Origin of the sequence: Salinivibrio sp. YCSC6, from assembly GCF_004916735.1 — a bacterium.
GTDB lineage: Bacteria > Pseudomonadota > Gammaproteobacteria > Enterobacterales > Vibrionaceae > Salinivibrio > Salinivibrio proteolyticus.
In genome coordinates this window covers 914738-937499 of sequence record NZ_CP039516.1, presented here as the reverse complement: position 1 = coordinate 937499, position 22762 = coordinate 914738, and the positions used below count along the sequence as shown (strand labels likewise).

Sequence of the window (22762 nt, the reverse complement as noted above, 5' to 3'; positions counted from 1 at the left end):
TGGCTATAAAATTATAGTTAGCTTACTCAATAAAATGTGGAGCTTCGCTGAATGCTAAGCCAAATTTGTCCTTCTCAGAAAGTAGAACGCCAGCATCTTTTAGCGGCCATGAAATTCCGACTCTTGGATCATCCCATTTAATGGAAACTTCAGAGCTAGGGTCATAGTAGTTCGTACATTTGTAAACAAACTCAGCCTCTTCGCTTGTGACGTAGAAACCATGAGCAAATCCTTCGGGGATCCAAAGTTGACGTTTGTTTTCCGCCGATAGGTATATACCAACCCATTTCCCAAACGTTGGCGAGCTTTTACGAATATCGACTGCCACATCAAACACTTCACCAGAAGTCACTCGAACTAACTTACCTTGTGTATTTTGTGTTTGGTAATGCAGGCCACGTAAGATTCCTTTTTTGGATTTTGAGTGGTTGTCTTGTACAAACTGCGTAGGCTTTCCCGTAACGAGTTCTTCGAATTTTTTTTGTTGCCAGGTTTCCATAAAAAACCCGCGTTCATCACCAAAAACAGTGGGCTCGATAATTTTTACATCTGGAATGTCGGTTTCTATTACTTTCATTATTCGCTACTTATAAGATTTAATATTGTCTAAAGATGCCTGCCAATCACTCGGTTCAATACCAAACTGCTTCTCGATTTTTCCGCAGTCTAGACAAGAATTGGCAGGGCGCTTAGCGGGGGTTGGGTACTCAGACGTAGATATTGAAGACAAACTCGGTGTTTTTTCTAATACCGAGTAGCTTTGAGCTTTCTGAAAGATATTTTCAGCAAACTCATACCAGCTTACATAAGGCGTGCCAGAGAAATGATAAATACCCCACTCTGGCGATTTCTTTTGTTCGATATATTCGACCATCTTGATAAGCGCAGAAGCGATGTCACCAGCGTAAGTCGGCCCACCAAATTGATCGCCGACAATCCTCAGCGCATCACGACCCTCACCTAGTCTCAGCATAGTTTTCACAAAGTTATTACCGTGCTCACCAAATACCCAAGCGGTACGTAATATCAAGTGCTGGTGACATGCTTCTGCAACTGCCAACTCTCCTGCTAATTTACTTTGACCATAGACGCTTTGAGGAGCAACGATATCATTTTCTTTATATGGCTCATGGCCCTCCCCATCAAAAACATAGTCGGTTGAAATATGTAACATAACCGCGTCGCAACTGTTCGCCGCGTCGGCGAGGTATTTTGCGCCATCGCGATTAATAGCAAAGGACAAGTCCATGTCTTCTTCTGCTTTATCGACTGCGGTGTATGCGGCAGCATTAATTATATAATCGGGCATAAACTGTGATACAACCGACGCGACAGCGGCTTGGTCTGTAATATCAAGTTTGTTTTTATTTAGCGCCAGTACGTCAGCTTTGTCCGTTAGCTGGTCTACTAAACAGTGACCGACTTGGCCATTGCATCCTGTAATGAGTATTTTCATGATTCGTCTTATTGCTCTTTTACCAACGACATTAAATAGCGACCGTAATCATTTTTTAGCATAGGTGTCGCTAATGCCTCTAGGTCGCTACTAGTCAGCCACCCTTGGCGCCAAGCTATTTCTTCTAAGCAAGCTACTTTTAAACCTTGAACATTTTCAATGGTTTGAACAAATGAAGACGCCTCGTGTAGGCTTTCGTGAGTCCCCGAGTCCAGCCAGGCAAAACCTCGTCCGAGCACTTCTACATTCAACGACGCATCTTTAAGGTACATATCGTTAATTGATGTAATCTCTAATTCACCTCTTGCAGAAGGCTGCACCTCTTTTGCAAAATTGACCACTCGGTTATCATAAAAATACAACCCTGTCACAGCATAATTAGATTTAGGCCGTGTAGGCTTCTCTTCAATTGACACTGCTTTCATGTCGTCGTCAAACTCGACAACACCAAAACGCTCCGGGTCTTTCACTTGATAACCAAATATCGTTGCTCCGGTTTTTCTTGAAGCGGCACTTTTCAAGGTTTGGCTGAACGACTGGCCATAGAAAATGTTGTCTCCAAGTACTAAGCACACGCTGTCATCACCAATAAAGTCTTCACCAATAATAAACGCTTGCGCTAGCCCATCAGGGCTTGGTTGAATGGCGTATTCTAAGTTGATGCCGAATCCACTACCATCACCGAGTAGGCGCTTAAAACCGTCATTGTCTTCGGGGGTTGTAATAACCAAAATGTCTTTGATTCCCGCCAACATTAATGTTGAGAGCGGATAAAATACCATCGGCTTGTCGTAGATAGGCAATAGCTGTTTAGAGACACCTCGTGTAAGTGGATACAGGCGGGTTCCTGATCCTCCTGCCAGTACAATACCTTTCATTTTCTTATTCAACCCCTAAACGTTCACGTTGGTAGCTGCCATCTTGTACGTTTTGGCACCACTGTTGATTATCTAAATACCATTGAACCGTCTTCTGAATACCAGTTTCGAACGTCTCCACGGGAGTCCAGCCAAGCTCTTTTTGTATTTTGCTCGAATCGATGGCGTAGCGGCGGTCATGTCCTAGTCTATCTTGAACGTAGGTTATTTGTTCCGCATACGCAGTCTTTTTCGGGACTAGCGTGTCCAAAATGGAACAAATGGTTTGTACCACTTCTATGTTCTGTTTTTCATTGTGGCCGCCAATGTTATAGGTCTCCCCAACTAGACCCTCTGTCACCACTTTATAAAGTGCACGTGCATGATCTTCTACATAGAGCCAATCGCGAATTTGGTCACCTTTCCCATAAATGGGTAGTTCTTTGCCTTCCAAAGCATTGAGAATGACAAGCGGGATCAGCTTTTCAGGGAAATGATAAGGGCCGTAGTTGTTTGAGCAATTCGTCACGATAGTAGGAAGGCCATAAGTGCGTAACCAGGCACGAACTAGATGATCACTAGAGGCTTTAGAGGCTGAATAAGGGCTTGAGGGTGCATAGGGTGTCGTTTCCAAGAACATCGGCAGCGGTTCATTGGCTGAATCGGCGTTGTGTTTTATATCATCCGGATGTGGGAGGTCACCATATACTTCATCGGTGGAGATATGATGGAAACGAAACGCTTGTTTAGCACTCTCATCAAGCTGGTTCCAATACTCGCGTGTCGCTTCTAACAGTGTGTAGGTTCCAACAATATTAGTTTCAATAAATGCTGCGGGACCGGTAATTGAACGGTCAACATGCGACTCTGCTGCAAGATGCATAACAGCATCAGGTTGATGGTCAGCAAATACACGTTTGAGCGCGACTTTGTCACAGATATTCACCTGCTCAAACGTGTAACGCTCGCTAGCTTCTACCGAGGCTAGCGATTCGAGATTACCTGCGTAAGTCAAACAATCAACGTTAATAATACTATCTGTGGTATTTTTAATGATGTGGCGTACTACTGCTGAGCCGATAAACCCCGCACCACCTGTGACCAAAATTTTCATTTCATTTCCTTCGACTCGACTTATAAGGCCTTATTTTTCACACGCTACCGCCTGAAGGTATCGCTCCCCCTGATGCGCATAGCTAGTTTTTGTGGCCTAACATGACACATAGCCTTTAAAAATCAATAGCTGAGTCTACTTGCTAATGATTTACAGACAAAAGACTGAGCGCTAAAAAGTCGACATTGCGCAAACAGAGTGGCGGGTTTTTAGGCAAAAAAACTGTATCCCTCCCTGTTTTGGTGGCTCGCTAAAGTAGAGGGATACACTACCTTTGTACCTTGCTAAATTGTAACGTCACAATCAATTTAGACACCACTTTATTTCATGTGTTCACCGCGGTGAACTACACATACTGGTAACGCATCGTAAACAGCCTGAAATAAAAAACCGCCACTAGGGCGGTTTTTGGCGAACATTGAAGAAAAAGCATCACTCTTATCAATGTATTGACACCGATCACTGAGGACGATTACGGCTCTCTGCAATATCAAGGCGCGCCGAGGCAACTTGTGGAGACTGGCGCACTTTATCCAAGGTGGCGAGGATATCATGCTGGCCCGCAGCACTGAGCTGCCCTAACTTCGCACGCTCGTCAAAGTAGGTGACGTTGAGCTTGAGGCTTTCTGCCAAGTCATAAATGGAACCATGGCTCAGCAAAACGGTGATATTACCTGTCACTTTCCCTACGCTGCGAGTCACTTCGTTATAAACCGTACTCCCCGCTTGCAGCGGTTGGTTATTTAGGTTTACCCCTTTGTAACTTTGCAGTTCAGGTAAATCGGATAAGGTGGCATTCTCTCCGAGCTTCTCGGCAATGGCTTGCTCCGCAGTGGTCGCTTTACGCTCGATAGGTTGCACAATCGAAGATTGCGCCGGTTGCTGAATGCTACCCATGTCACTTGCGTTTGCAGCACCACTTATTCCCATTGCAGTGATAACAATCATTACGGCTGTTTTCATGATGAACTCCTTTCTATCAATCTGGTTGCTGTCAATGGGATCAGTGGCCATAGACGCGAATTTGCGCTGCAGTCAATTGGCTGGGTACGCGATTATTGTATATCTCACCAAAATCGGCGCGATTTGTATCGACAATATCAACCGTCCATTGGCCATATACGGTTTCGCCTAAAAAGGCATTGGCCAACATAGGTCCACTAATATGATACGCATATCCTGGATGGTCACTGTTACCTAATCCTTGATAGGCACCTAAAGACGTGCGCGACGTAGCGAGGATTGCTTCGGTACCCGACGGAGACGTCACTTTAATTGCGATATCTGACGCGGCTGTGCTTCCAGTCAGGTCGACGTTGCTAACGGCGGTTAAATCGGCATTTTCAATATTAAAGCCAAATTGCAGTCCTTCAATGGTCAGATTTTTATCGAGACGGCTTTCATCAAGCGTAAAGCGTAAGCTGGCCCCTTTTGCATCCGCATCAGGGATGCTGAGCGGCACGGATGGGGACACATCAATCCACTCACTTTCTACTAATGGCGGTAATTTGATCGGGTTCTGGGTCGCCATCTCAATCGCTTTTCCGGCATTCACACGCCCGAAACCGTACTTATTATTAAACGAGAACCCTGCTGCGTTATCGACCCATCCCAAATGGACGGGGACGGTACGCTGACTGTCTTCTCCCCCTACCAACAGTGAGATAGGCTTATCGTTTACATCAATCTTGTCAGACGTTGCCGCGAGAATATAACGGATTTGTCGCCACGTAAGCTGCGGATTGGCCTGCACTAACAACGCAACCACACCAGTCACATTCGGCGCAGCAGAAGAGGTACCATTGAAGGTATTGGTGTAATTACATGATGGATTCACGTCACGATTAAGGTCGGTCCCCGGTGTATTAAAAGGCCAAACTCGGGCATGAAAATCCTCAACACCAAGCGATGCCAAAAAGGCCCCGTTCGATTGTTCAAATTCATCGACCGCCGCTTGACTGGCATAACCACGTTGACACGACATTTGATCAGTTGTCACCATGGCGGGCTCTGTCGTACCGTATTCACCGCCTGGCGCAGCAACCCAAAGACTGGAACCTGCCGTCGAGTAGCTCGATTTTTTACCTGCCGTGGTCGTCGCCCCCACCGTCACAGTGTAAAAGCTAGCATTAGCGGGATCCCAGTTGCTGTCATAGCAACTAAGAACACGTGATTGTCCAGATACAATACCGTTTTGAGCATCATCGCAAAGTTGATTGCCTTCAGCCCAGCTTTGCGTCGACTCAAAGGCATTACCTGCCGATTTAATATTCAACGCCCCCAAGCCTTGGCGAAGGTATTTTGTGGGGTAACGGTACATGGTTTCATCCATCGTCTCTGTCGGAATAAACGCTGGCGCTGAAATACCATAACTGCGGTTGAACGCGGCGATGTTCTCGCTTTCACTAATCCCTGAACCTGTCATGCCATAGCTTGCCGCTTCGCTTGCGCTGGACTGCTCTTCAAGATAATTCATACCAATCAGATTGGCGTCGGGCGCGACCCCGCGTCCACCTAAGCCGTTCCAGCCTTTTGCCGCAATTAAACCGGCGACGGATGTGCCATGGTCGCCACCGGTACCGGTCGCTGTTGGGTCACTAGAGTCATCCACAAAGTTAATCGAACGATTCGGCAATACATTATCAACCAGATCCTCATGGGCAATCGCCATTCCCGAATCCACCACAACAGTCGTTACCTCTTGGCCGGTAATGTTTTGTTGATGTGCCGCTGACACGTTCATGTCTTCACCAGAGACAAGAATGCTCGGGTCGTATTGATAACGGCGACGCGCTTCCTCTTCACTCATTCCTTGTGCCGTACGTAAATCTATCCAAGCTTGATACGTTTGCGCTTGCATGGCGTAACCGGTCTGACCGGTGTTATTGAGATGCCACTGTTCGGAAAATAACGGATCGGACTTAAAGTCGCCGCTAATAGTCACCGACCCACGTAATATTTGATCTGCCGTCGTCAGCTCATAAGAGATTGTTCGGTTTTGGGTGGCATTGATTGGCACATAGAGCACCGTTTTATTGGTGAGATCGGCATTCACGAGACCGTGTGAGAAGAGGTATTGGTCGCGAGTATTCTTCGTCACTTCGGTATTTTTCTCGAAGAATTTTATAGCCTCTACCGTGGTGTTTTGAGGGAGAATTTGCAGTGGCAATCCCACCCCCTGCTTCATTTCTGTTGCTTCAAATGTTTGAGGCTCCATGGTCGTAACCGGTTTGGTATCCTCGTCTTGCGTATTACAGCCTGAAATGGCTGATAACACGAGTACTGCGAGCAGTCCTCGCTTCATTCCATTGTTTTGCATTTAATTCCCTTATTATTCACTTCCATGTAAAAGGAAAAATTAAACTACGTAACGTCAAACAAAAACTCAACATAAAAATATCAATTTGAAATAATTTTCTGTTATTTGGTGTATCCTTAGTGATGTCAGGATGTTTTATTCCATGCTTTATTTAGGTTTATTATGAAATCTATTAATTTATTTTCACTCATTAAAACGATTACACTCACTCTATTAATGAGTTTTATGTTATTAGGATGCCAATCAATCGCACCCAAAGACCCAGAGTCTGCGAGTAATTCCGCTATTAATAACAACCAAGTCAGTGAAAGTGTGCCACCTAAAGTACAGCATAAACGCCTAAGGGAAACGCTTCTTGCCGTGAGCCATCAAACGTACGCAGAAACGCTCGATCAATGCCGGTATTTCCCAATGGGTTATTCACCATGTGAAGGTCCGGCTCGCTATATTGTTTACTCCATAAAAACGATGAGCTCAGCAGAACAAGCCAAGCTATTACAGCAGGTTGAGGAATATAATCAGCTGGATCAGTTTATTCAGGAGCTACGTCCTATTGCATCACACTGTCAGCCTAAGCCAGTACCGCGCTTTTCACTGATCAATAATCAGTGCCGAGACGCAAACCCATTACTCAAACCACTACCAATGAGTAACAGTAACCAAATGTGAAACCCGCATAAGACATCACCGCGACATGTAAGCGTTCCGGTAATATTGAATATTGGTATTTCGCGCACAAGCATTATGCGAGTGGTTGTAAGAAGAGAACGGTAGATAGCAAAAAACCGCCACGAGGGCGGTTCTTTTAATATGGCGGTGAGAGAGGGATTCGAACCCTCGATACGTTGCCGTATACACGCTTTCCAGGCGTGCTCCTTCAGCCACTCGGACACCTCACCATATTGTTTTAGCGCTAATAAGCTAAAGCCATCTGCGCTAACGGGGGTGTACTATAGTGAGTTGCCGCCTTGGGGTCAACCGGTTAAGCACCTTTATCGGTGCGAATGACTGCTTTCTCACCACATCTACCCTAATTCGCTTATTCGCAGGCGCATTTGGAATGGAAAGACGTGGGAATCCATGATGTAACAACGCAAGCGAGAACGAAAACTGTTAAACTCCGCCCATCAACGATAACAGCTGGCTGAGACTTGTAATGACTTTATCTGAATTTCTTGCCCAACATGCCGATAGCGACAAGCTATTGAATGAGATGCAAACCCGTGGCGTCGTTACCGCCATGGCGGCTGCCCCCCATGTGATTAGCCCGAGTGAGTGGCTACCTGTACTTTGGGGCGGTGAAGAACAAGCGCCGTTTGAAAATCACGAGCAATTTGAAGACTACGCGAACCTGATTGTCGATATTTGGAATGAACAGCGCCAACAACTGTTAGACAAACAATGGCTCTGGCCAGAGGGTTGTGCCCTTGATGATGCAGAGATCGTCAACCAAGCAACACGTGATTTTGCCGAAGGCTTGCTCCAAGGCTGGAGTTTGACGCGTGATGATTGGGAAACCTTGATGCCGGAAAACACCGAAAGTAATGCCCTTCTCGGCGGTGTCGTGCTGTCAATCAGCTTGCTCTATGATCCAGAAACAGCGCTATCTACCATGGAAGCACAAGGCGCAGAAGAGTTAGCACAGTTTGAAGAAATATATAATGCGATGCCAATCATGTTATGTGGTTTAACCCTCCACGGCGCGGCGTTGGCGGAGGATGCGGAAGGGGCATAAAAGCAGGGGCCTGGGTCCTAGGCACTTAGATCTCCGTATTCCGTCAAATGATCCCATTGGCGACGGTGACACAAGCTTCGGTACATTGTTGGATATGTGCACCTTATCAACGGGCGCCTGTCACGATCGGCGCCAAATTTAACATCGGTACCAAATTTGGCTTTCATGTCGGAGGCGCGCTTTGGCTTGAGTATTCATGATTAACACCGCACCGGCGCTTGTCCGACCTACGCCTGGTTTATATATCGATGATCCCATTGGTGTAAGTGACACAAGCCCCGGTAAGATGTCGATACGATGTATTGAGCCAACGGGCGCCTGTCACGATCAGTGCAAAATTTAACATCGGCGCTAAATTTGGCTTTCATGTCGGAGGCGCCGTGTAACGGGCGCGCGGCACACATCGTGATATTGATTGGCATTGTGCTGGCGCTTGTCCGACCTATAGATTTCTTAGGTAATATAAACAACTTGCTGCCACTAATGAGCTTCTAATGCTTTATAAAACTCAGGGTTATCTTTAATAGTGTGAAGCACCTTCGCCGCTAAGCCTGAGGGGTTACGACGCTTATTTTCCCAGCTTTTTACTGTCTCTACGCTCACGCTCATCGCTTTGGCAAACTCAGAGCGAGATACATTCAGAATATCTTCACGAATAGCCTTAACGTCTTCAATGGCATAAGAAGTAACACGAGAGGGCTCCATGTTTTCTTTCTTGATTTCGACCGCCTCTTCAAGGGACGTCTTTAGATCTGCAAAAATACTCATTCTCCATCACCTCGAAGTTGTTTAACGAGTTCTTTCAACTGCTTTTTCTCTTCATGTGTCAAAGTTTCTTGCGTTGCTTTAGCATATACATACACTAAATAAATGGTTTCAGCGTGAGCAAAATAATATAGGACCCTTAGACTCCCGCTCTTTCCTTGCCCTTTCTTGGCCATCCTGACTTTTCTTAGCCCACCTGTACCTTGAATCAGATCGCCTTTTTCAGGTTGAGCGATGAGTTCGCTCTGTAGCTCTTTCAATTCATCATCAGATGCGAGTGCAGTAATTAATCTGGTAAATGTTGGGGTCTCAATAAAATGGAGTGCGTGGCTCACGTTTGGAACTCCTTATACCTTATAGTATGTGTACTAAGTACCCGCTGTCAACATAGCCTAACGAAATAATGGGTACAAAGTACACTAAAAATATGTTCATTGATGCACATTACCAACGGGCGCCTGTCACGATCAGTGCCAAATTTGGCCGCCAATGTCGGAGGCGCGCGGCATATATCGGGATAATGATTGACATCGCATCGGCGCTTGTCCGACCTACGCTTGGTTTATATATCGATGATCCCATTGGCGACGGTGACACAAGCCCCGGCAAGATGTCGGAGGCGCGCTTCGGCTTGGGTTTTTCATGATTGACATCGCCCCAGCGCTTGTCCGACCTACGCCTGGTTTGTATGTCAGTGATTCCATTGGCGACGATGACACAAGCCCCGGCACAACAAACACCTTCGATCTTGTTTCGCGGCTGAATTCTAATTTATTGTAATGAAACTTGATTCCTGCCTTGGGTTCGCGTCACTTGATCGTATGTGAAGCTGGCAAAAGAGAGCCTGGAATGCGGTATCGGAGAAATTATGCACATGGTGGCACGTATTTTTTTACGGTAAATCTACACAACAGAGAGATGCAATTGCTCACGGAGCATATAAGGTTACTGCGCTCAGCGGTGGCAACCGTCAAAGCGTCTCGCCCTTTTCAAATTAATGCTTGGGTCGTTTTACCTGATCATTTACATGCTATTTGGACACTTCCCGATAATGACTCAGATTATTCAACCAGGTGGCGCGAGATAAAGAAGCTATTTACTAAAAGTGTGTCGCGAATAGACAAGCGATTTATCATGGGAAAAGGGATGGTATGGCAAGATCGGTTTTGGGAGCATACAATCAGGGATGAGCGAGATTTTAAGCATCATTTTGATTATGTGCATTTCAATCCGGTTAAACATGGTTGGGTTGAGCGCGTCGTTGATTGGCCGTATTCCTCATTTCATCGTGAAGTTAAAAGAGGGATTTATCATCCTTCGTGGAATTTGTATTGACAGATTAAACGATTACCCGTGCATACCGATCATTTAAACGACGATGATACAAGCCCCGGCACATTGTTGGATGTGTGCACATTGTCAACGGGCGCCTGTCGCGATCAGTGCCAAATTGAACATCGGTGCCAAATTTGGCCACCAATGTCGGAGGTGCGCTTCGGCTTGGGTATACACGATTCACACCGCACCGGCGCTTGTCCGACCTACGCCTGGTTTATATATCGATGATCCCATTGGTGTAGGTGACACAAGCCCGGTAAGATGTCGATACAATGTATTGAGCCAACAGGCGCCTGTCACGATCGGGGTTAATCTTTGGCTTTGATGTCGGATGGCGCGCGGCAGCAATCACGCCAAGCTTGTGCGATCGAGAAGGCGCTTATGCCGACCTACGCGTACTTTAACGGCAATGATACCATTCAAGATTGGCGCTAAACTTGGCTTTCATGTCCGATGGCGCCGTGCAACGGGCTCGCGGCGGAAATCACACCAAGCTTGTGCAATCGAGAAGGCGCTTATGCCGACCTACGCGTACTTTAACGGCAATGATACCATTCAAGATTGGCGCTAAACTTGGCTTTCATGTCCGATGGCGCCGTACAACGGGCGCGCGGCAGAAATCACGCCAAGCTTGTGCGATCGAGAAGGCGCTTATGCCGACCTACACATACTTTAACGTCAATGATGCCATTCACGATCGGCGCCAATTTTGACCACGATGTCGGAGGCGCCGTGCAACGGGCGCGCGGCATATATCGTGATAATGATTGGCATTGTGCTGGCGCTTGTCCGACCTACGCCTGGTTTATATATCGGTGGTGCCATTGGCGACGATGATACAAGCCCCGGGATTTTGTTGGATATGGGCACATTGTCAACGGGCGCCAGTTGCACTGCGCCTGTCACGATCGGCGCCAAATTTAACATCGGTGCCAAATTTGGCCGCCAATGTCGGAGGCGCGCTTTGGCTTGGGTATTCATGATTAACACCGCACCGGCGCTTGTCCGACCTACGCCTGGTTTATATATCGATGATCCCATTGGTGTAGGTGACACAAGCCCCAGGGCTTTGTTGGATATGGGCACATTGTCAACGGGCGCCTGTCACGATCGGCGCCAATTTTAACCAGGTTATCCCTTCATTTCCGCGGCAAAGTTAAGCATCCGGTTAAGAGGGATTAACGCCTTTTCACGTAATGCTGCATCTACGTGGATTTCATGCTGTTTGCCACCGTTTTCTAGCGCGTTTTCTATCGCTTTCAAGCCGTTCATGGCCATCCAAGGGCAATGGGCACAGCTTCGACAGGTCGCGCCCGCGCCGGCTGTGGGTGCTTCAACGAGCTCTTTTTCCGGCACCATTTGCTGCATTTTGTAGAAAATGCCTTTGTCGGTGGCCACAATCAGTTTTTTGTTCGGCAAGGTTTGCGCCGCTTTAATCAGCTGACTGGTCGAGCCCACCGCATCGGCCATTTTCACCACACTCGCCGGTGATTCCGGGTGAACCAAAATCGCCGCGTCTGGATAAAGACGCTTCATTTTCTCAAGCGCTTGGGCCGAGAATTCATCATGCACCACACATTCACCCTGCCATAGCAGCATGTCAGCGCCGGTTTCTTTTTCAATATAAGCGCCGAGATGGCGATCGGGGCCCCAGATGATCGGCTTGTCTTGACTGTCTAAGTGCTCGACAATTTCTAACGCAATACTCGAGGTCACTACCCAATCGGCACGCGCCTTTACAGCGGCAGACGTATTGGCATAGACAACGACGGTGTGATCAGGGTGCGCATCACAAAACTTGGTGAACTCATCCGCCGGACAACCCAAGTCCAGTGAGCACTCCGCGTCCAGTGTAGGCATTAATACCGTTTTTTCGGGAGTCAGAATTTTGGCTGTTTCGCCCATAAAGCGAACGCCAGCCACAATCAGGGTTTTGGCTGGATGTTGATTGCCAAAACGGGCCATTTCTAATGAGTCCGCGACGCACCCGCCTGTTTCTTCGGCGAGCGCTTGGATCTCTGGGTCCGTGTAATAGTGAGCGACCAGCACAGCATCTTTTTCTTTTAGCAGTTGTTTAATGCGTGCAACATGTTGTTTTTTCTCAGCGTCACTCAATGCCACAGGTTTCGGCGGAAAGGGATAAACCCTTTGCGACGTTTCAATCACTTGGCTCATGGGATTACTCATGCTTACTTCCAGTCCGGGTAGTATAACGTGAGTGGGGCTGGAGTCCTAGGGCGGAGGTTCTAGGTCCTAGACAACGGAATACGGAAAAAGTATATCGTAGTCAGTTTTATACCATCACCGCTAATAGGACTTTTTATCTACTTGACTTGCTTGGCTTCTTCTTTGATCCGCTTGATAAGTTCAGACGATTGGACTTGATTTTTGATTACAATATCAACAGTGTAGGGGAGTGTCGATTGTTCAAGCTGATCTTGAATGATGGCAACATCATTAAGTGTCAACGTATCGCCCTCAATCAGAATGTCGATATCGGAATTGTCTCTAAATGAACCGGTTGCGCGAGAGCCAAACACCCAAGCATATCTGACTTTAGGGTAACTGAATACAAAATCATGGATCAGCTGGTATTGGTGTGGCTTTAGCCCCATCTCCCTTGCAAGCGTGGCATTATTGTCCACTTTTTTTCTCCAAATAATGCATAACATCGGCAATGATCGGTGCGTAATGTTTGACGATCAGCCTTTGTGCCTCGAGTGCGTTTTGTTCGTCGTAGGTATGTGATAGCAAGTTTCGTTTTATCAGCGCATCAAGCAAGGTTTCACATTGTTCAGAAGACAGGTGATTTGCCTCTAACGCTGTACGAATCACACTCCGTGGAGATGCCACATCGAACCCTTCATAGTTCAGTAAATCCTTGAGCGTCTTCCACGTTAGCTCAAATGAAAACTCGAACGTTTGCACCAAACCGGCTAATTCAAGCTCATTGTAGCTTTCTTGGCTACAAGCTTTAGCAAGCCGGTATTGCGCTTTAATCAAGTTTTGAAGTCTAAGCTGCCAGCGCTCTTGGTGCATACCCGTCATTTTAACCTCATTGTGTTTGTCTCGCTCATGTCCCCGCTTTTCGTATCCCACGAGCACAGCGCTCTGTATTCATTAAGGCCCTAGGCTCCTAGGACCTTATTGCCTACATCGCATTTTTCGCTTGTTTAGCGCTGGTAGAATCCGGATAAGTATCAATGACTTGTTGGAAATACTGATTGGCTTGCGCTGTGTTGCCTTGCTTCTGAGCAATTAAACCCAGTTTGAGTAAGGCATCGGCGCGTTTATTGGAATCTTTAAACTGGCTTACGGCAGTAAATTCCTTGCTCGCCTGTTCAAAGTCACGCTTGGAGAAGAACAGCTGGCCTAGCCAGTAATGGGCATTTGCGGTGTAGACAGACTCTGGGTATTTTTGCAAAAACGCATTAAACGCTTTGGTTGCCCCTTGGTAGTCTTTTTCTTTTAAGATCAGATTCACGGCCGCTTCATACGCCGCATTCTCGGTTTGATCGCTGGTGTAGTTCACTGACGGGTTTTCATCAGTGGATTTTGTTTCTTTCGGCGCTGAGGATTTCGCCGTGCGCAGATCATCGATTTCTCGATAGAGGTCCCGTTGACGCTCAACCACTTGTTGAATGTCGTAGCTATTTCGTTCAACGTTACCGCGTAAATTGCTCAATTCTTGCGCCATTTGATCAAGTTGACGCTGCATATCGAGCTGCATTTGATTACGCGCTTGCAGCATGCGCTCTAGGCGCTCAATGGCGGTGCCACCTGACCCTACTTCTGTCACCGGAGCAGGTGCGGCAGCCACTGGGGCTGCCACACTCACCAGTAACGCCAGCGCGAGAGTTCGCACAGAGTTACTGTTCATTGTCATACCTTTTATCCATCACCCAAAGGGAGGATTAGTAAACCAATACTGCGCGACGGTTTTTCGCGTACGCGTCTTCGCTTTGGCCAAGAACCAATGGTTTCTCTTCACCGTAGCTTACGATTGAAATCTGGCTTGCAGGAACGCCCAGTGCTTGCAGGTACTTAGATACCGCTTCTGCACGACGCTCGCCCAGCGCGATGTTGTACTCAGGGGTACCGCGCTCATCGGTGTGGCCTTCAACCACAACTTCCATCGCTGGGTTGTTACGCAGATACGTCGCGTGCGCATCCAGCATGTCTTCGTATTGTGGCAGAACTGACGAATCGTCAAAGTTGAAGTAAACGGTTTGCGACTGACGTAGCTCTTGGTTGCGGATTTCTTGCTCAGTCATTGAGCCTTGACCGTCAACCGGAGAAACGACGGTGGTGCCGTTTTGGTTAGTTGACTGACCCGCACCGCTGCCCGTTGCGCTGTCGCTTGAGCTACAAGCGGCCAAGGTAAACATCGGCAGTGCCACCGCCAGACCTTTTAGTACTTTATTGATTTGCATTCTATTTTCCTTTTCTAGAAAGTTAGCGCACGTTGTTTAAAATTAAAAACTTATAAGTAAGGTGACCAGGCTGGTGCACGCACGCGCCCGTTGGTTGCCGGAAGCCGCGCTTTAAAGCGACCGTCTACTGAGACAAGCGACAACACGTTTTTACGTCCATATACCGAGCTGTAAATCACCATGCTGCCATTTGGCGCAATACTTGGCGACTCATCCAACAAGGTTTTGGTCAGAATTTGCACCGCCCCGCTGTTTAAGTCTTGCTTGGCAATGTTATATCCCGACGCTGACTGATTCACCATAATCAAGAAGCGACCGTCTGGCGTGAGTTGCCCGCCCATATTTTGGTTGCCCTGCCAAGTGATACGTCTGCTGGTCCCGTCGGCTAAATTTACGCGATAAATCTGAGGTTTGCCACCCCGGTCAGAGGTGTAGATAAGCGAGTTACCATCTGGATCCCAAAATGGCTCGGTGCTGTTCGCGCGGCCATGTGTAATTTGAGTGAGCTTCTTCGTTTTCAAATCGAAGGTATACACCTGCAGGCTGCCGGTTTTCGAAAGCACCAGTGCCAATTGGCTACCATCTGGAGAAAAACGCGGTGACCCATTGTGGCGCGGATACGAAGAAATCTTTTCACGCTCACCGGTGTAGATATCCATGATAAAGATTTCCGCTTGGCCATTTTCAAAGCTCACGTAGGCCAGTTGGCGACCGTCTGGAGACCATGCTGGAGACATCAGCGGCTGCTTTGAACGCAACACCAAGCGCTCGTTAAATCCGTCGTAATCAGACAAACGCAGCTGATACGGATAATCGGCTTCCTCCTCAATCACCACGTATGCGATGCGTGTGAGGAAAGCGCCTTTTTCGCCAGTCAGCTTTTCATAGACAATATTTGAAATACGATGCGCATAACGGCGTAAATCGCTGGCTTTCACGGTTGCGCGGTTATTCACCAATAAATGATCGTCGGTTTTGACCAGCTGGCCGTCCGCGCCCAATCCTTTACTTTCTCCGCCGGTGAGTTGACCACGGACGATATCAATCAACTGATAATCAATTTGATAGCGACCGTCAGCGGTTGGCGTGATGGTGCCAGTGAGTACTGAATCCACACCCAACGCAGTCCAAGCGTTATAGTCGACATCACTGTCGCGATAAGGGGTTTGCGGCATTTCACTCACCGATAACGGATTGAACTTACCACTACGGCGTAAATCCGACCCAACCACGCCCGACACATCTTCCGGTAATTCACCCTGCCCTTTCCACTGAAAGGGGATCACGCCAATGGGACGGGCTGAGTTTACCCCTTCAGTGATCACCAACTTGAGTGCTGCGCGCGCAGGTTGCGTTGCTAAAAGCAGGCAGGCAAATAGCATGGCCATCAATGCCATACCACGCGTTAGGGCACGCTGCCATGCGGCCTGATTACGCCTCTTTGTCATCGTGTTTGTGCCACCAGCTAGGCTCACTTCCATCATGTCTTTTTCCTGTCAATTAGTTAGGTCTAACCGTTAACTCAATCTCACGCAGTTTGGCAATAATGTCACCATCATCTGGCATGGGAAATTGAGATACAGATACCACCGCGGTTTTAGTTGCGCGACATAAGCGTGTATTGCCCGCTTTCTCTTTTACATCCAAAAGCAGACCGGTTGGCGAAAGGCGCATATTTACCACACACTCTTGTCCCGTTAATCCGTCGTCAACAAGCAGGCGTTGCTGGATCATTTGGGTAAAAATGGCGCCATAACGCGCCACTTCATCTTGGATAAATTGTCCGCGTGCGCTTTGCCGCTGACTGGCCTCAGATTCAAGGCCAGAGAACAAATCGTTTAAGGCCGCCTCTTGCTCTTGCTGTCGGCGTTTTGCCTCTTCGGCTTTTCGCTCTGCCTCTTGGCGCGCTTGCTCGGCTTTGCGGGCTTCCTCTTCCGCTTTCTTACGCTCTGCGAGCTTGCGTTGGCGCTCCGCCTCTGCTTTTTTCGCTGCCTCTTCGGCCTTGCGTTGTTCCGCTAGTTTTTGCTGACGCGCTTTTTCTGCCTGCTCCGCGGCGAGTTCAGCCTGACGTTTTTCTTCCAGCTTACGCTGACGCTCGCGCTCTGCTTGTTGGGCTTTTTCACGCGCGATGCGCGCTTGCTCTTCTGCTTGGGCTTTTTGCTCGGCAAGACGTGTTTTCTCTTCACGTGCTTGGCGCTCAGCCTCAAGCTTTTGCCGTTTTACCTCGCGTAAGCGCTGCTCTTCTTGTTCACGTTGCTGCTCAAGACGCTGCGCTTGCTGCTCTAATCGCTTGAGTCGCTCCGCTTCTTCTTGCTTGGCTTGGGCACGCTGTTGGCGGATCTTCTGTGCTTGAGCATTCACCACCGCAGGATCAATCACAGTCGCATCAATCGTACTCCCCGCTTTCGGGGTTGGCGTGGCTGTTTTTCCAAAGTCCGCGCCAACGAGAAGAACAATTACGAGCACAAGGTGGAGCGCGGCAGATATCGCCAGCGCAGGCGCTAACGAGTCTTTTTTATGGGTGACTTTCTTTGTTTCGCTCATCGCTTTTCCCTATGACTCATAAGGTTCAGTCATTAGGCCTACCGATGACACACCAGCCTGATTGAGCGCATCGAGCGTTAAGATGATTTCCGAGTAAGGCACGCGGCCATCACCTCCCACTAAGACCGGAGAATTAGGATTAAGCTGCAACTCGGCTTTTACGCGCACCAAGGTATCTTGCAAACTTAATCCGCGGACCATGTCGCCATTATTCACACTCAAGCCGAGTTGGCCGTCCTTATCTACTTCAACAATGATAAACGCGCCACTGTCTTCTTCTTTAGCCAGCTCTGCGGCGGTTTTCGCTTCCGCCGTCTTGGGTAGCTCAACATCCACCCCTTGCGTTACAAAGGGAGCGGTCACCATGAAGATAATCAACAGCACCAGCATCACATCAATGTATGGCACCACATTGATTTCTGCCGTCATTTTGCGTCGTTTCGGTTGGTACGCCATGGATTACTCCTGGGTTGCCGCAAACGCTTGACGGTGCAAGATACTTGAAAACTCTTCCATAAAGTTTATGTAATTGTGTTCAAGCTTGGAGACTTTCGCAGTCAGTCGGTTATAGGCCATCACCGCAGGGATCGCGGCAAACAGACCCATGGCGGTTGCTACCAAGGCTTCAGCAATACCTGGGGCAACCATCGCAAGGGTGGCTTGTTTAACTGCGCCCAACGCAATAAATGCGTGCATAATGCCCCACACAGTCCCGAACAGACCGATGTAAGGGCTGATCGAGCCCACGGTCGCAAGGAAAGGCAGGTGCGTTTCGAGCTCCTCGACTTCTTTAGAAAGCGATACACGCATGGCACGTGCAGTACCTTCCATGACCGCCTCTGGCACTTTGCCATTGCTGCGGTGCAAACGGGCAAATTCTTTAAAGCCTGAATAGAAGATTTTCTCACTCCCCGTCAGGGCGTCTTTTCGTGCTTGCACTTCTTGGAAAAGCTGAGAAAGGTCAATCCCCGACCAAAATCGGTCTTCAAAGCGTTCTGCTTTACCAAAAGCCTGCTGCATGACTTTAGAGCGTTTGATAATCATCGCCCACGACACCACTGACATACCCAGCAATATCAACATCACTCCCTTAACAAGCAGGCTTGCTTGCAAAAACAGGTCGAGAATGGAAAGTTCAGCGGTCACGTAATATCTCCGATTTTATCTGTGTTGGAATCGATTTGGGTTTCATCACTGTTGGGTCGACACAGGCTATCTTAACCGTCGCCGCACACAATGTTTGTTGCTCAGAATTCACCAAAGTTTGACAAAACGTCAAGGTCGCTCGTCCGATGCCTGACACTGTAGTGACAACCTCGAGGGCATCGTCTAATCGCGCCCCACGTTGAAAGTCGATATCCATGTGGCGAACAACAAAAGCGATATTGTCGTCAAAGAGTGTGTGTTGATTGACACCCACTTCGCGCAGCAGTTCAGTACGCGCGCGCTCAAAATACTTGAGGTAGTTAGCGTGATAAACGACCCCACCCGCGTCGGTGTCTTCGTAATAAATGCGAATCGGCCAGCGAAACGGCACAGATCCTGTCATTTCTTTACCCATTGTCGCTTAGAGATAGGCAAATACTATACCTAAGTTGTTTACGCATAGAAATGCTCGCACGATACGAGTCTCGGATTCTGAACAATTCTTACCAAGAGAAGTGATATGCCCCAAACTTTCGCGCTTTTTCGGCACTTAAATGCAGAAAAAAGCACCACTTGGGTGCTTTTGTCATTTGGATGTCACTTTACGCACCTTGACGCCGATGCCACGTTTGCTTAAGCGTATGTAGAACGCTATTTAACGCATCAGCCATACCCAAAGCAGCATCATGCTCGCCAGCCACCCTAAAGGCGGCCACGTTAGCCACTGGCTCCAGCGCCCTTGGGCGCTAAAGCCCACCGCATGAATAACGCCAATGCAGGTTGCATATAGCAATCCCAACCCGATGAGTACATTAAAGCCCCCCATCTGCGTGGCAAGCGCTTGAGGGTGCCACATCACTTGACCGCCCCAGAACAAGGCTGAGGCAAGTGACAGCAGGCGCCAAGGGCCGGGGAAATCCCGCCCCTTCGGTGCGTGAGTGTGATCACTCATTGTCTTTATCCATCGCCTCGGTATGTTCAAGCCAAAGGGCATTGATAATACCGAACGCGCAAGCCAGCAGGACGCCGAGAATCCAAGTGAAATACCACATATGCAGGCTCCTTAATCAGTACAGTGAGTGTTTGTTATCTTCAATAAACTTGGCATCTAAGCGACCAAACATTTTGATGTAACACCACAGGGTGTAACACAAAATCAAGGGAACAAAGATACACGCCACCACCGTCATAATAGACAGGGTCAGTTCGCTTGAGGTGGCATCCCACAAGGTCAAGCTATGGCCTGGGAAGGTGCTTGATGGCATCACGAAGGGGAACATTGCAATGCCTGCCGTCAGGATCACACCGGCAATGGTCAGGCTTGAAAACAGGAACGCCCAACCACCGCGCTCAACGCGCGATGCGATCAGTGCCAACAGCGGCATCAGCGCACCGGCTAACGGCGCAAGCCACAAGATTGGCATAGCTTGATAGTTTTGCATCCACGCACCACTTTGTACCGCAACCTCTTTAACCAGTGGGTTGGATTGGGCTTGTTTGGCAATCTCGCCCACAATCACGTAGCCATCGATGTGTTGGATCCAAAAACCAGCAAGTACAAACAAAACCGTGGTTGCCAATGCACTGATTTGCGCGACAGCACGTGCGCGTTCATGCAGTGCTTCTGTGGTTTTCATTTGCAGCCATGTCGCACCTTGCAACACAATCATGCCTAAGCTCACTAGGCCACACACCAAGGCAAATGGGTTAAGCAGCGCAAAGAAGCTGCCCGTGTACGTTGGGATCAACAGATCGCTGAGCTGGAAAGGCACGCCTTGCAGCAAGTTACCAAATGCCACCCCGAAGATAATCGGTGGCACGAATCCACCCGCAAAGAGGCCCCAATCCCACAGCGTTCGCCAGCGGGTATCTTCAATCTTAGAACGATAGTCAAACCCAACTGGACGGAAGAACAATGCCGCCAAAGTGATGATCATCGCGACATAAAAGCCCGAAAACGAAGTTGCATAGACCAAAGGCCAAGCGGCAAACAGCGCGCCCCCTGCGGTAATCAACCACACTTGGTTTCCGTCCCAGTGCGGCGCCACCGAGTTGATCATCACACGACGTTCACTGTCGGTTTTACCGATCACCGTAAGCAGCGCGCCGACGCCCATATCAAAGCCGTCTGTTACGGCGAAACCAATCAGTAGCACCCCGATGAGGACCCACCAGATCAGCCGTAAAATTTCATAATCAAACATGCTGTCTCTCCTTATGCTTCAATCTGACGGCTAAAGTCCGCTTCTCGGTTGCCTTGCTGCTCAAAGTGATAGCGTCCTGTTTTTAGGCTACTTGGCCCTAGACGCGCAAATTTGAACATCAGATAAAGCTCTGCCACCAAGAACAAGCTGTATAAGGTACAGATAGCGATCATCGAGAAAATGATATCGCCTGCAGCCAGGTTTGAAGCTGCCATGTGCACAGGTAAGATCTCACCCACCGCCCAAGGCTGACGGCCGTATTCGGCAACAAACCAGCCAGCTTCGCAAGCAATCCAAGGAAGCGGGATACCGATCATCGCCAGTTTTAGCAGCCATGGCTTCTCACCAATACGCTGACGGGTGGTTTGCCAGAAACTCATGCCGAAGATAAACAACATCGCAAAGCCACAGGCCACCATGATGCGGAAGCTCCAGAACAAAGGCGCAACGTGTGGAATTGAGTCTTGCGCGGCTTGCTGGATCTGGGTTTCTGTCGCATCTACGACTTTATCGGTATAGGGTTTTAGCAGCAGCCCATAGCCAAGATCGCCTTTCACTTCATTGAAGGCTGCGATGTTCTCTGGTGTTTTCTCACCGCCACGTAATTTTTCAAGCAATGCATAAGCTTCCATACCATTACGAATACGCAGCTCGTGTTCAGTCACCAAATCACGCAGACCTGTCACTTCTTTATCCAGCGAGCGAGTGGCGATAATGCCCATCACATACGGAATTTTAATCGCATAGTCAGTATGCATGGTTTCTTGATTCGGCAAACCGAGTACCGTGAACGCCGCCGGCGCTTCTTCGGTATGCCACTCCGCTTCAATGGCGGCCAGCTTCACTTTTTGTACATCGCCAAGCTCATAGCCAGATTCATCACCCAACACAATCACTGACAAGATAGCCGCCATACCAAACGACGCGGCAATCGCAAACGAGCGGCGAGCAAACGCCAAGTCACGCCCTTTTAGCAGATAGTAAGCGCTGATGCCCAATACGAACATCGCGCCGGTGGTGTAACCAGCCGCGACGGTGTGGACAAACTTCACTTGGGCGACGGGGTTAAAGACCACCTCGGCAAAGCTAACCATTTCCATTCGCATGGTTTCAAAATTGAACTCAGCGCCGACTGGGTTTTGCATCCAACCGTTAGCCACCAAGATCCAAAGCGCAGAAAAGTTTGAGCCTAAGGCCACCAGCCAAGTCACCATCAGGTGCTGGCGCTTACTGAGCCGGTCCCAACCAAAGAAGAATAGGCCCACAAAAGTGGATTCAAGGAAGAAGGCCATCAGTCCTTCAATGGCAAGTGGGGCCCCAAAAATATCTCCTACATAGTGGGAGTAGTACGCCCAGTTGGTACCAAACTGAAACTCCATGGTGAGGCCTGTTGCCACACCGAGCGCAAAGTTAATACCAAACAATTTGCCCCAAAACTTGGTCATGTCTTTGTAGATTTGCTTGTCGGTCATCACGTACAGGGATTCCATGATGGCCAGCAAAAATGCCATGCCGAGTGTTAAGGGAACAAACAGGAAGTGATACATCGCGGTTAGCGCAAACTGCAGCCGCGATAAATCGACGATATCGGTAATCATGGTCACTCCTTCACACCGTTTCTCGGTGCCGATACGAGGTATCGTTCGTTTTTCTTTCTCACCCTGCGCGCAGTTGTCACCACTGCTGACGCGGGGAAAGCCACACACACTTTCTCAATAACCGCTCGCTTGTTACACGCTTGAAACGCTAACGTTGCTTTATAGTTAAAATAAATCTAATTAAGCTATTGCTAATGTTATACGCACAATGTGTTGTCGTTAACTTTGTCGTTATCGGTTTGTCGAGCAAGCT

General features: G+C 48.5%; 25 protein-coding genes and 1 tRNA gene. 3 read left to right on the top strand and 23 right to left on the bottom strand.

The genetic code is table 11. From position 1 onward, the window contains the following. Positions 1-22: 22 nt before the first annotated feature. From rfbC to E8E00_RS04160, 6 genes are all read right to left on the bottom strand, one after another. Complete coding sequence (gene rfbC, locus E8E00_RS04185; protein ID WP_096629284.1) at positions 23-577, bottom strand: dTDP-4-dehydrorhamnose 3,5-epimerase; 555 nt, start codon at positions 575-577, stop codon at positions 23-25. Positions 578-583: 6 nt separating this feature from the next. Further along, positions 584-1456 carry a dTDP-4-dehydrorhamnose reductase gene (rfbD, locus tag E8E00_RS04180; RefSeq protein WP_096629287.1) on the bottom strand — a complete coding sequence of 291 codons (873 nt, stop codon included), beginning with the start codon at positions 1454-1456 and terminating at the stop codon, positions 584-586. 8 nt (positions 1457-1464) lie between these two features. After that, on the bottom strand, positions 1465-2334 hold the full coding sequence (rfbA, locus tag E8E00_RS04175) for a glucose-1-phosphate thymidylyltransferase RfbA (protein WP_096629290.1): 870 nt from the start codon (positions 2332-2334) through the stop codon (positions 1465-1467). A gap of 4 nt (positions 2335-2338) precedes the next feature. Then, the gene (gene rfbB, locus E8E00_RS04170; protein ID WP_096629293.1) at positions 2339-3427 is read right to left on the bottom strand and encodes a dTDP-glucose 4,6-dehydratase; all 1089 of its coding nucleotides are present in this window, start codon (positions 3425-3427) and stop codon (positions 2339-2341) included. A gap of 459 nt (positions 3428-3886) precedes the next feature. Then, the gene (locus tag E8E00_RS04165) at positions 3887-4390 is read right to left on the bottom strand and encodes a hypothetical protein (protein WP_077640091.1); all 504 of its coding nucleotides are present in this window, start codon (positions 4388-4390) and stop codon (positions 3887-3889) included. Positions 4391-4430: 40 nt separating this feature from the next. After that, positions 4431-6746 (bottom strand): S8 family serine peptidase, encoded by a 2316-nt coding sequence (locus E8E00_RS04160; protein ID WP_096629296.1) that lies wholly within the window; start codon positions 6744-6746, stop codon positions 4431-4433. Between the two features lie 225 nt (positions 6747-6971). Between E8E00_RS04160 and E8E00_RS04155 the strand changes: the two genes are divergently transcribed. Continuing rightward, the gene (locus E8E00_RS04155; protein WP_096629299.1) at positions 6972-7415 is read left to right on the top strand and encodes a hypothetical protein; all 444 of its coding nucleotides are present in this window, start codon (positions 6972-6974) and stop codon (positions 7413-7415) included. 142 nt (positions 7416-7557) lie between these two features. Here E8E00_RS04155 and E8E00_RS04150 read toward each other — a convergent pair. Next, positions 7558-7645 (bottom strand) — tRNA-Ser (locus E8E00_RS04150). 257 nt (positions 7646-7902) lie between these two features. Here E8E00_RS04150 and E8E00_RS04145 point away from each other — a divergent pair. Then, a complete protein-coding gene (locus tag E8E00_RS04145; RefSeq protein ID WP_096629302.1) occupies positions 7903-8481 on the top strand; it encodes a UPF0149 family protein in 579 nt (192 codons plus the stop codon). Between the two features lie 480 nt (positions 8482-8961). On the opposite strand, the gene nadS is transcribed toward E8E00_RS04145, so the two are convergent. Together nadS and E8E00_RS04135 are read right to left on the bottom strand one after the other, a co-directional pair. Further along, positions 8962-9249 (bottom strand): NadS family protein, encoded by a 288-nt coding sequence (nadS, locus tag E8E00_RS04140; RefSeq protein WP_021024377.1) that lies wholly within the window; start codon positions 9247-9249, stop codon positions 8962-8964. Beyond that, complete coding sequence (locus E8E00_RS04135) at positions 9246-9581, bottom strand: type II toxin-antitoxin system RelE/ParE family toxin (RefSeq protein ID WP_096629305.1); 336 nt, start codon at positions 9579-9581, stop codon at positions 9246-9248. The genes nadS and E8E00_RS04135 overlap by 4 nt, the downstream gene beginning before the upstream one ends. A 625-nt stretch (positions 9582-10206) precedes the next feature. Between E8E00_RS04135 and E8E00_RS04130 the strand changes: the two genes are divergently transcribed. Next, complete coding sequence (locus tag E8E00_RS04130) at positions 10207-10581, top strand: transposase (protein ID WP_276306879.1); 375 nt, start codon at positions 10207-10209, stop codon at positions 10579-10581. Positions 10582-11715: 1134 nt separating this feature from the next. On the opposite strand, the gene nadA is transcribed toward E8E00_RS04130, so the two are convergent. From nadA to cydA, 14 genes are all read right to left on the bottom strand, one after another. Then, positions 11716-12759, bottom strand: a complete 1044-nt coding sequence (nadA, locus tag E8E00_RS04125; protein ID WP_096629316.1) for a quinolinate synthase NadA — start codon at positions 12757-12759, stop codon at positions 11716-11718. 149 nt (positions 12760-12908) lie between these two features. Continuing rightward, a complete protein-coding gene (locus E8E00_RS04120) occupies positions 12909-13229 on the bottom strand; it encodes a nucleotidyltransferase family protein (protein ID WP_240531903.1) in 321 nt (106 codons plus the stop codon). Beyond that, positions 13219-13623 (bottom strand): HI0074 family nucleotidyltransferase substrate-binding subunit, encoded by a 405-nt coding sequence (locus E8E00_RS04115; RefSeq protein WP_371414230.1) that lies wholly within the window; start codon positions 13621-13623, stop codon positions 13219-13221. The genes E8E00_RS04120 and E8E00_RS04115 overlap by 11 nt, the downstream gene beginning before the upstream one ends. 112 nt (positions 13624-13735) lie before the next feature. After that, positions 13736-14464 carry a tol-pal system protein YbgF gene (ybgF, locus tag E8E00_RS04110; protein WP_096629325.1) on the bottom strand — a complete coding sequence of 243 codons (729 nt, stop codon included), beginning with the start codon at positions 14462-14464 and terminating at the stop codon, positions 13736-13738. Between the two features lie 34 nt (positions 14465-14498). Continuing rightward, positions 14499-15017: a peptidoglycan-associated lipoprotein Pal gene (gene pal / locus E8E00_RS04105; protein WP_069591079.1), complete on the bottom strand. Its 519-nt coding sequence runs from the start codon at positions 15015-15017 to the stop codon at positions 14499-14501. Positions 15018-15067: 50 nt separating this feature from the next. Beyond that, complete coding sequence (gene tolB / locus E8E00_RS04100; RefSeq protein ID WP_096631465.1) at positions 15068-16414, bottom strand: Tol-Pal system beta propeller repeat protein TolB; 1347 nt, start codon at positions 16412-16414, stop codon at positions 15068-15070. 103 nt (positions 16415-16517) lie between these two features. After that, entirely contained in the window at positions 16518-17561 is a 1044-nt protein-coding gene (tolA, locus tag E8E00_RS04095) for a cell envelope integrity protein TolA (RefSeq protein ID WP_096629327.1), read from the bottom strand. Between the two features lie 9 nt (positions 17562-17570). Next, positions 17571-18017 carry a protein TolR gene (gene tolR, locus E8E00_RS04090; RefSeq protein WP_069591075.1) on the bottom strand — a complete coding sequence of 149 codons (447 nt, stop codon included), beginning with the start codon at positions 18015-18017 and terminating at the stop codon, positions 17571-17573. Between the two features lie 3 nt (positions 18018-18020). Beyond that, positions 18021-18707: a protein TolQ gene (gene tolQ, locus E8E00_RS04085; protein ID WP_096629330.1), complete on the bottom strand. Its 687-nt coding sequence runs from the start codon at positions 18705-18707 to the stop codon at positions 18021-18023. After that, a complete protein-coding gene (gene ybgC, locus E8E00_RS04080; protein WP_077480368.1) occupies positions 18697-19110 on the bottom strand; it encodes a tol-pal system-associated acyl-CoA thioesterase in 414 nt (137 codons plus the stop codon). Before ybgC ends, tolQ begins: the two co-directional genes overlap by 11 nt. A 252-nt stretch (positions 19111-19362) precedes the next feature. Further along, on the bottom strand, positions 19363-19659 hold the full coding sequence (locus tag E8E00_RS04075) for a cyd operon YbgE family protein (RefSeq protein WP_096629333.1): 297 nt from the start codon (positions 19657-19659) through the stop codon (positions 19363-19365). Beyond that, positions 19652-19759, bottom strand: coding sequence for a cytochrome bd-I oxidase subunit CydX (cydX, locus tag E8E00_RS04070; protein ID WP_069591070.1), 108 nt, complete (start codon positions 19757-19759; stop codon positions 19652-19654). Before cydX ends, E8E00_RS04075 begins: the two co-directional genes overlap by 8 nt. Before the next feature lie 15 nt (positions 19760-19774). Beyond that, on the bottom strand, positions 19775-20911 hold the full coding sequence (gene cydB / locus E8E00_RS04065; RefSeq protein ID WP_096629336.1) for a cytochrome d ubiquinol oxidase subunit II: 1137 nt from the start codon (positions 20909-20911) through the stop codon (positions 19775-19777). Positions 20912-20922: 11 nt separating this feature from the next. Beyond that, on the bottom strand, positions 20923-22506 hold the full coding sequence (gene cydA, locus E8E00_RS04060; protein WP_198532181.1) for a cytochrome ubiquinol oxidase subunit I: 1584 nt from the start codon (positions 22504-22506) through the stop codon (positions 20923-20925). Between the last annotated feature and the right edge of the window lie 256 nt (positions 22507-22762).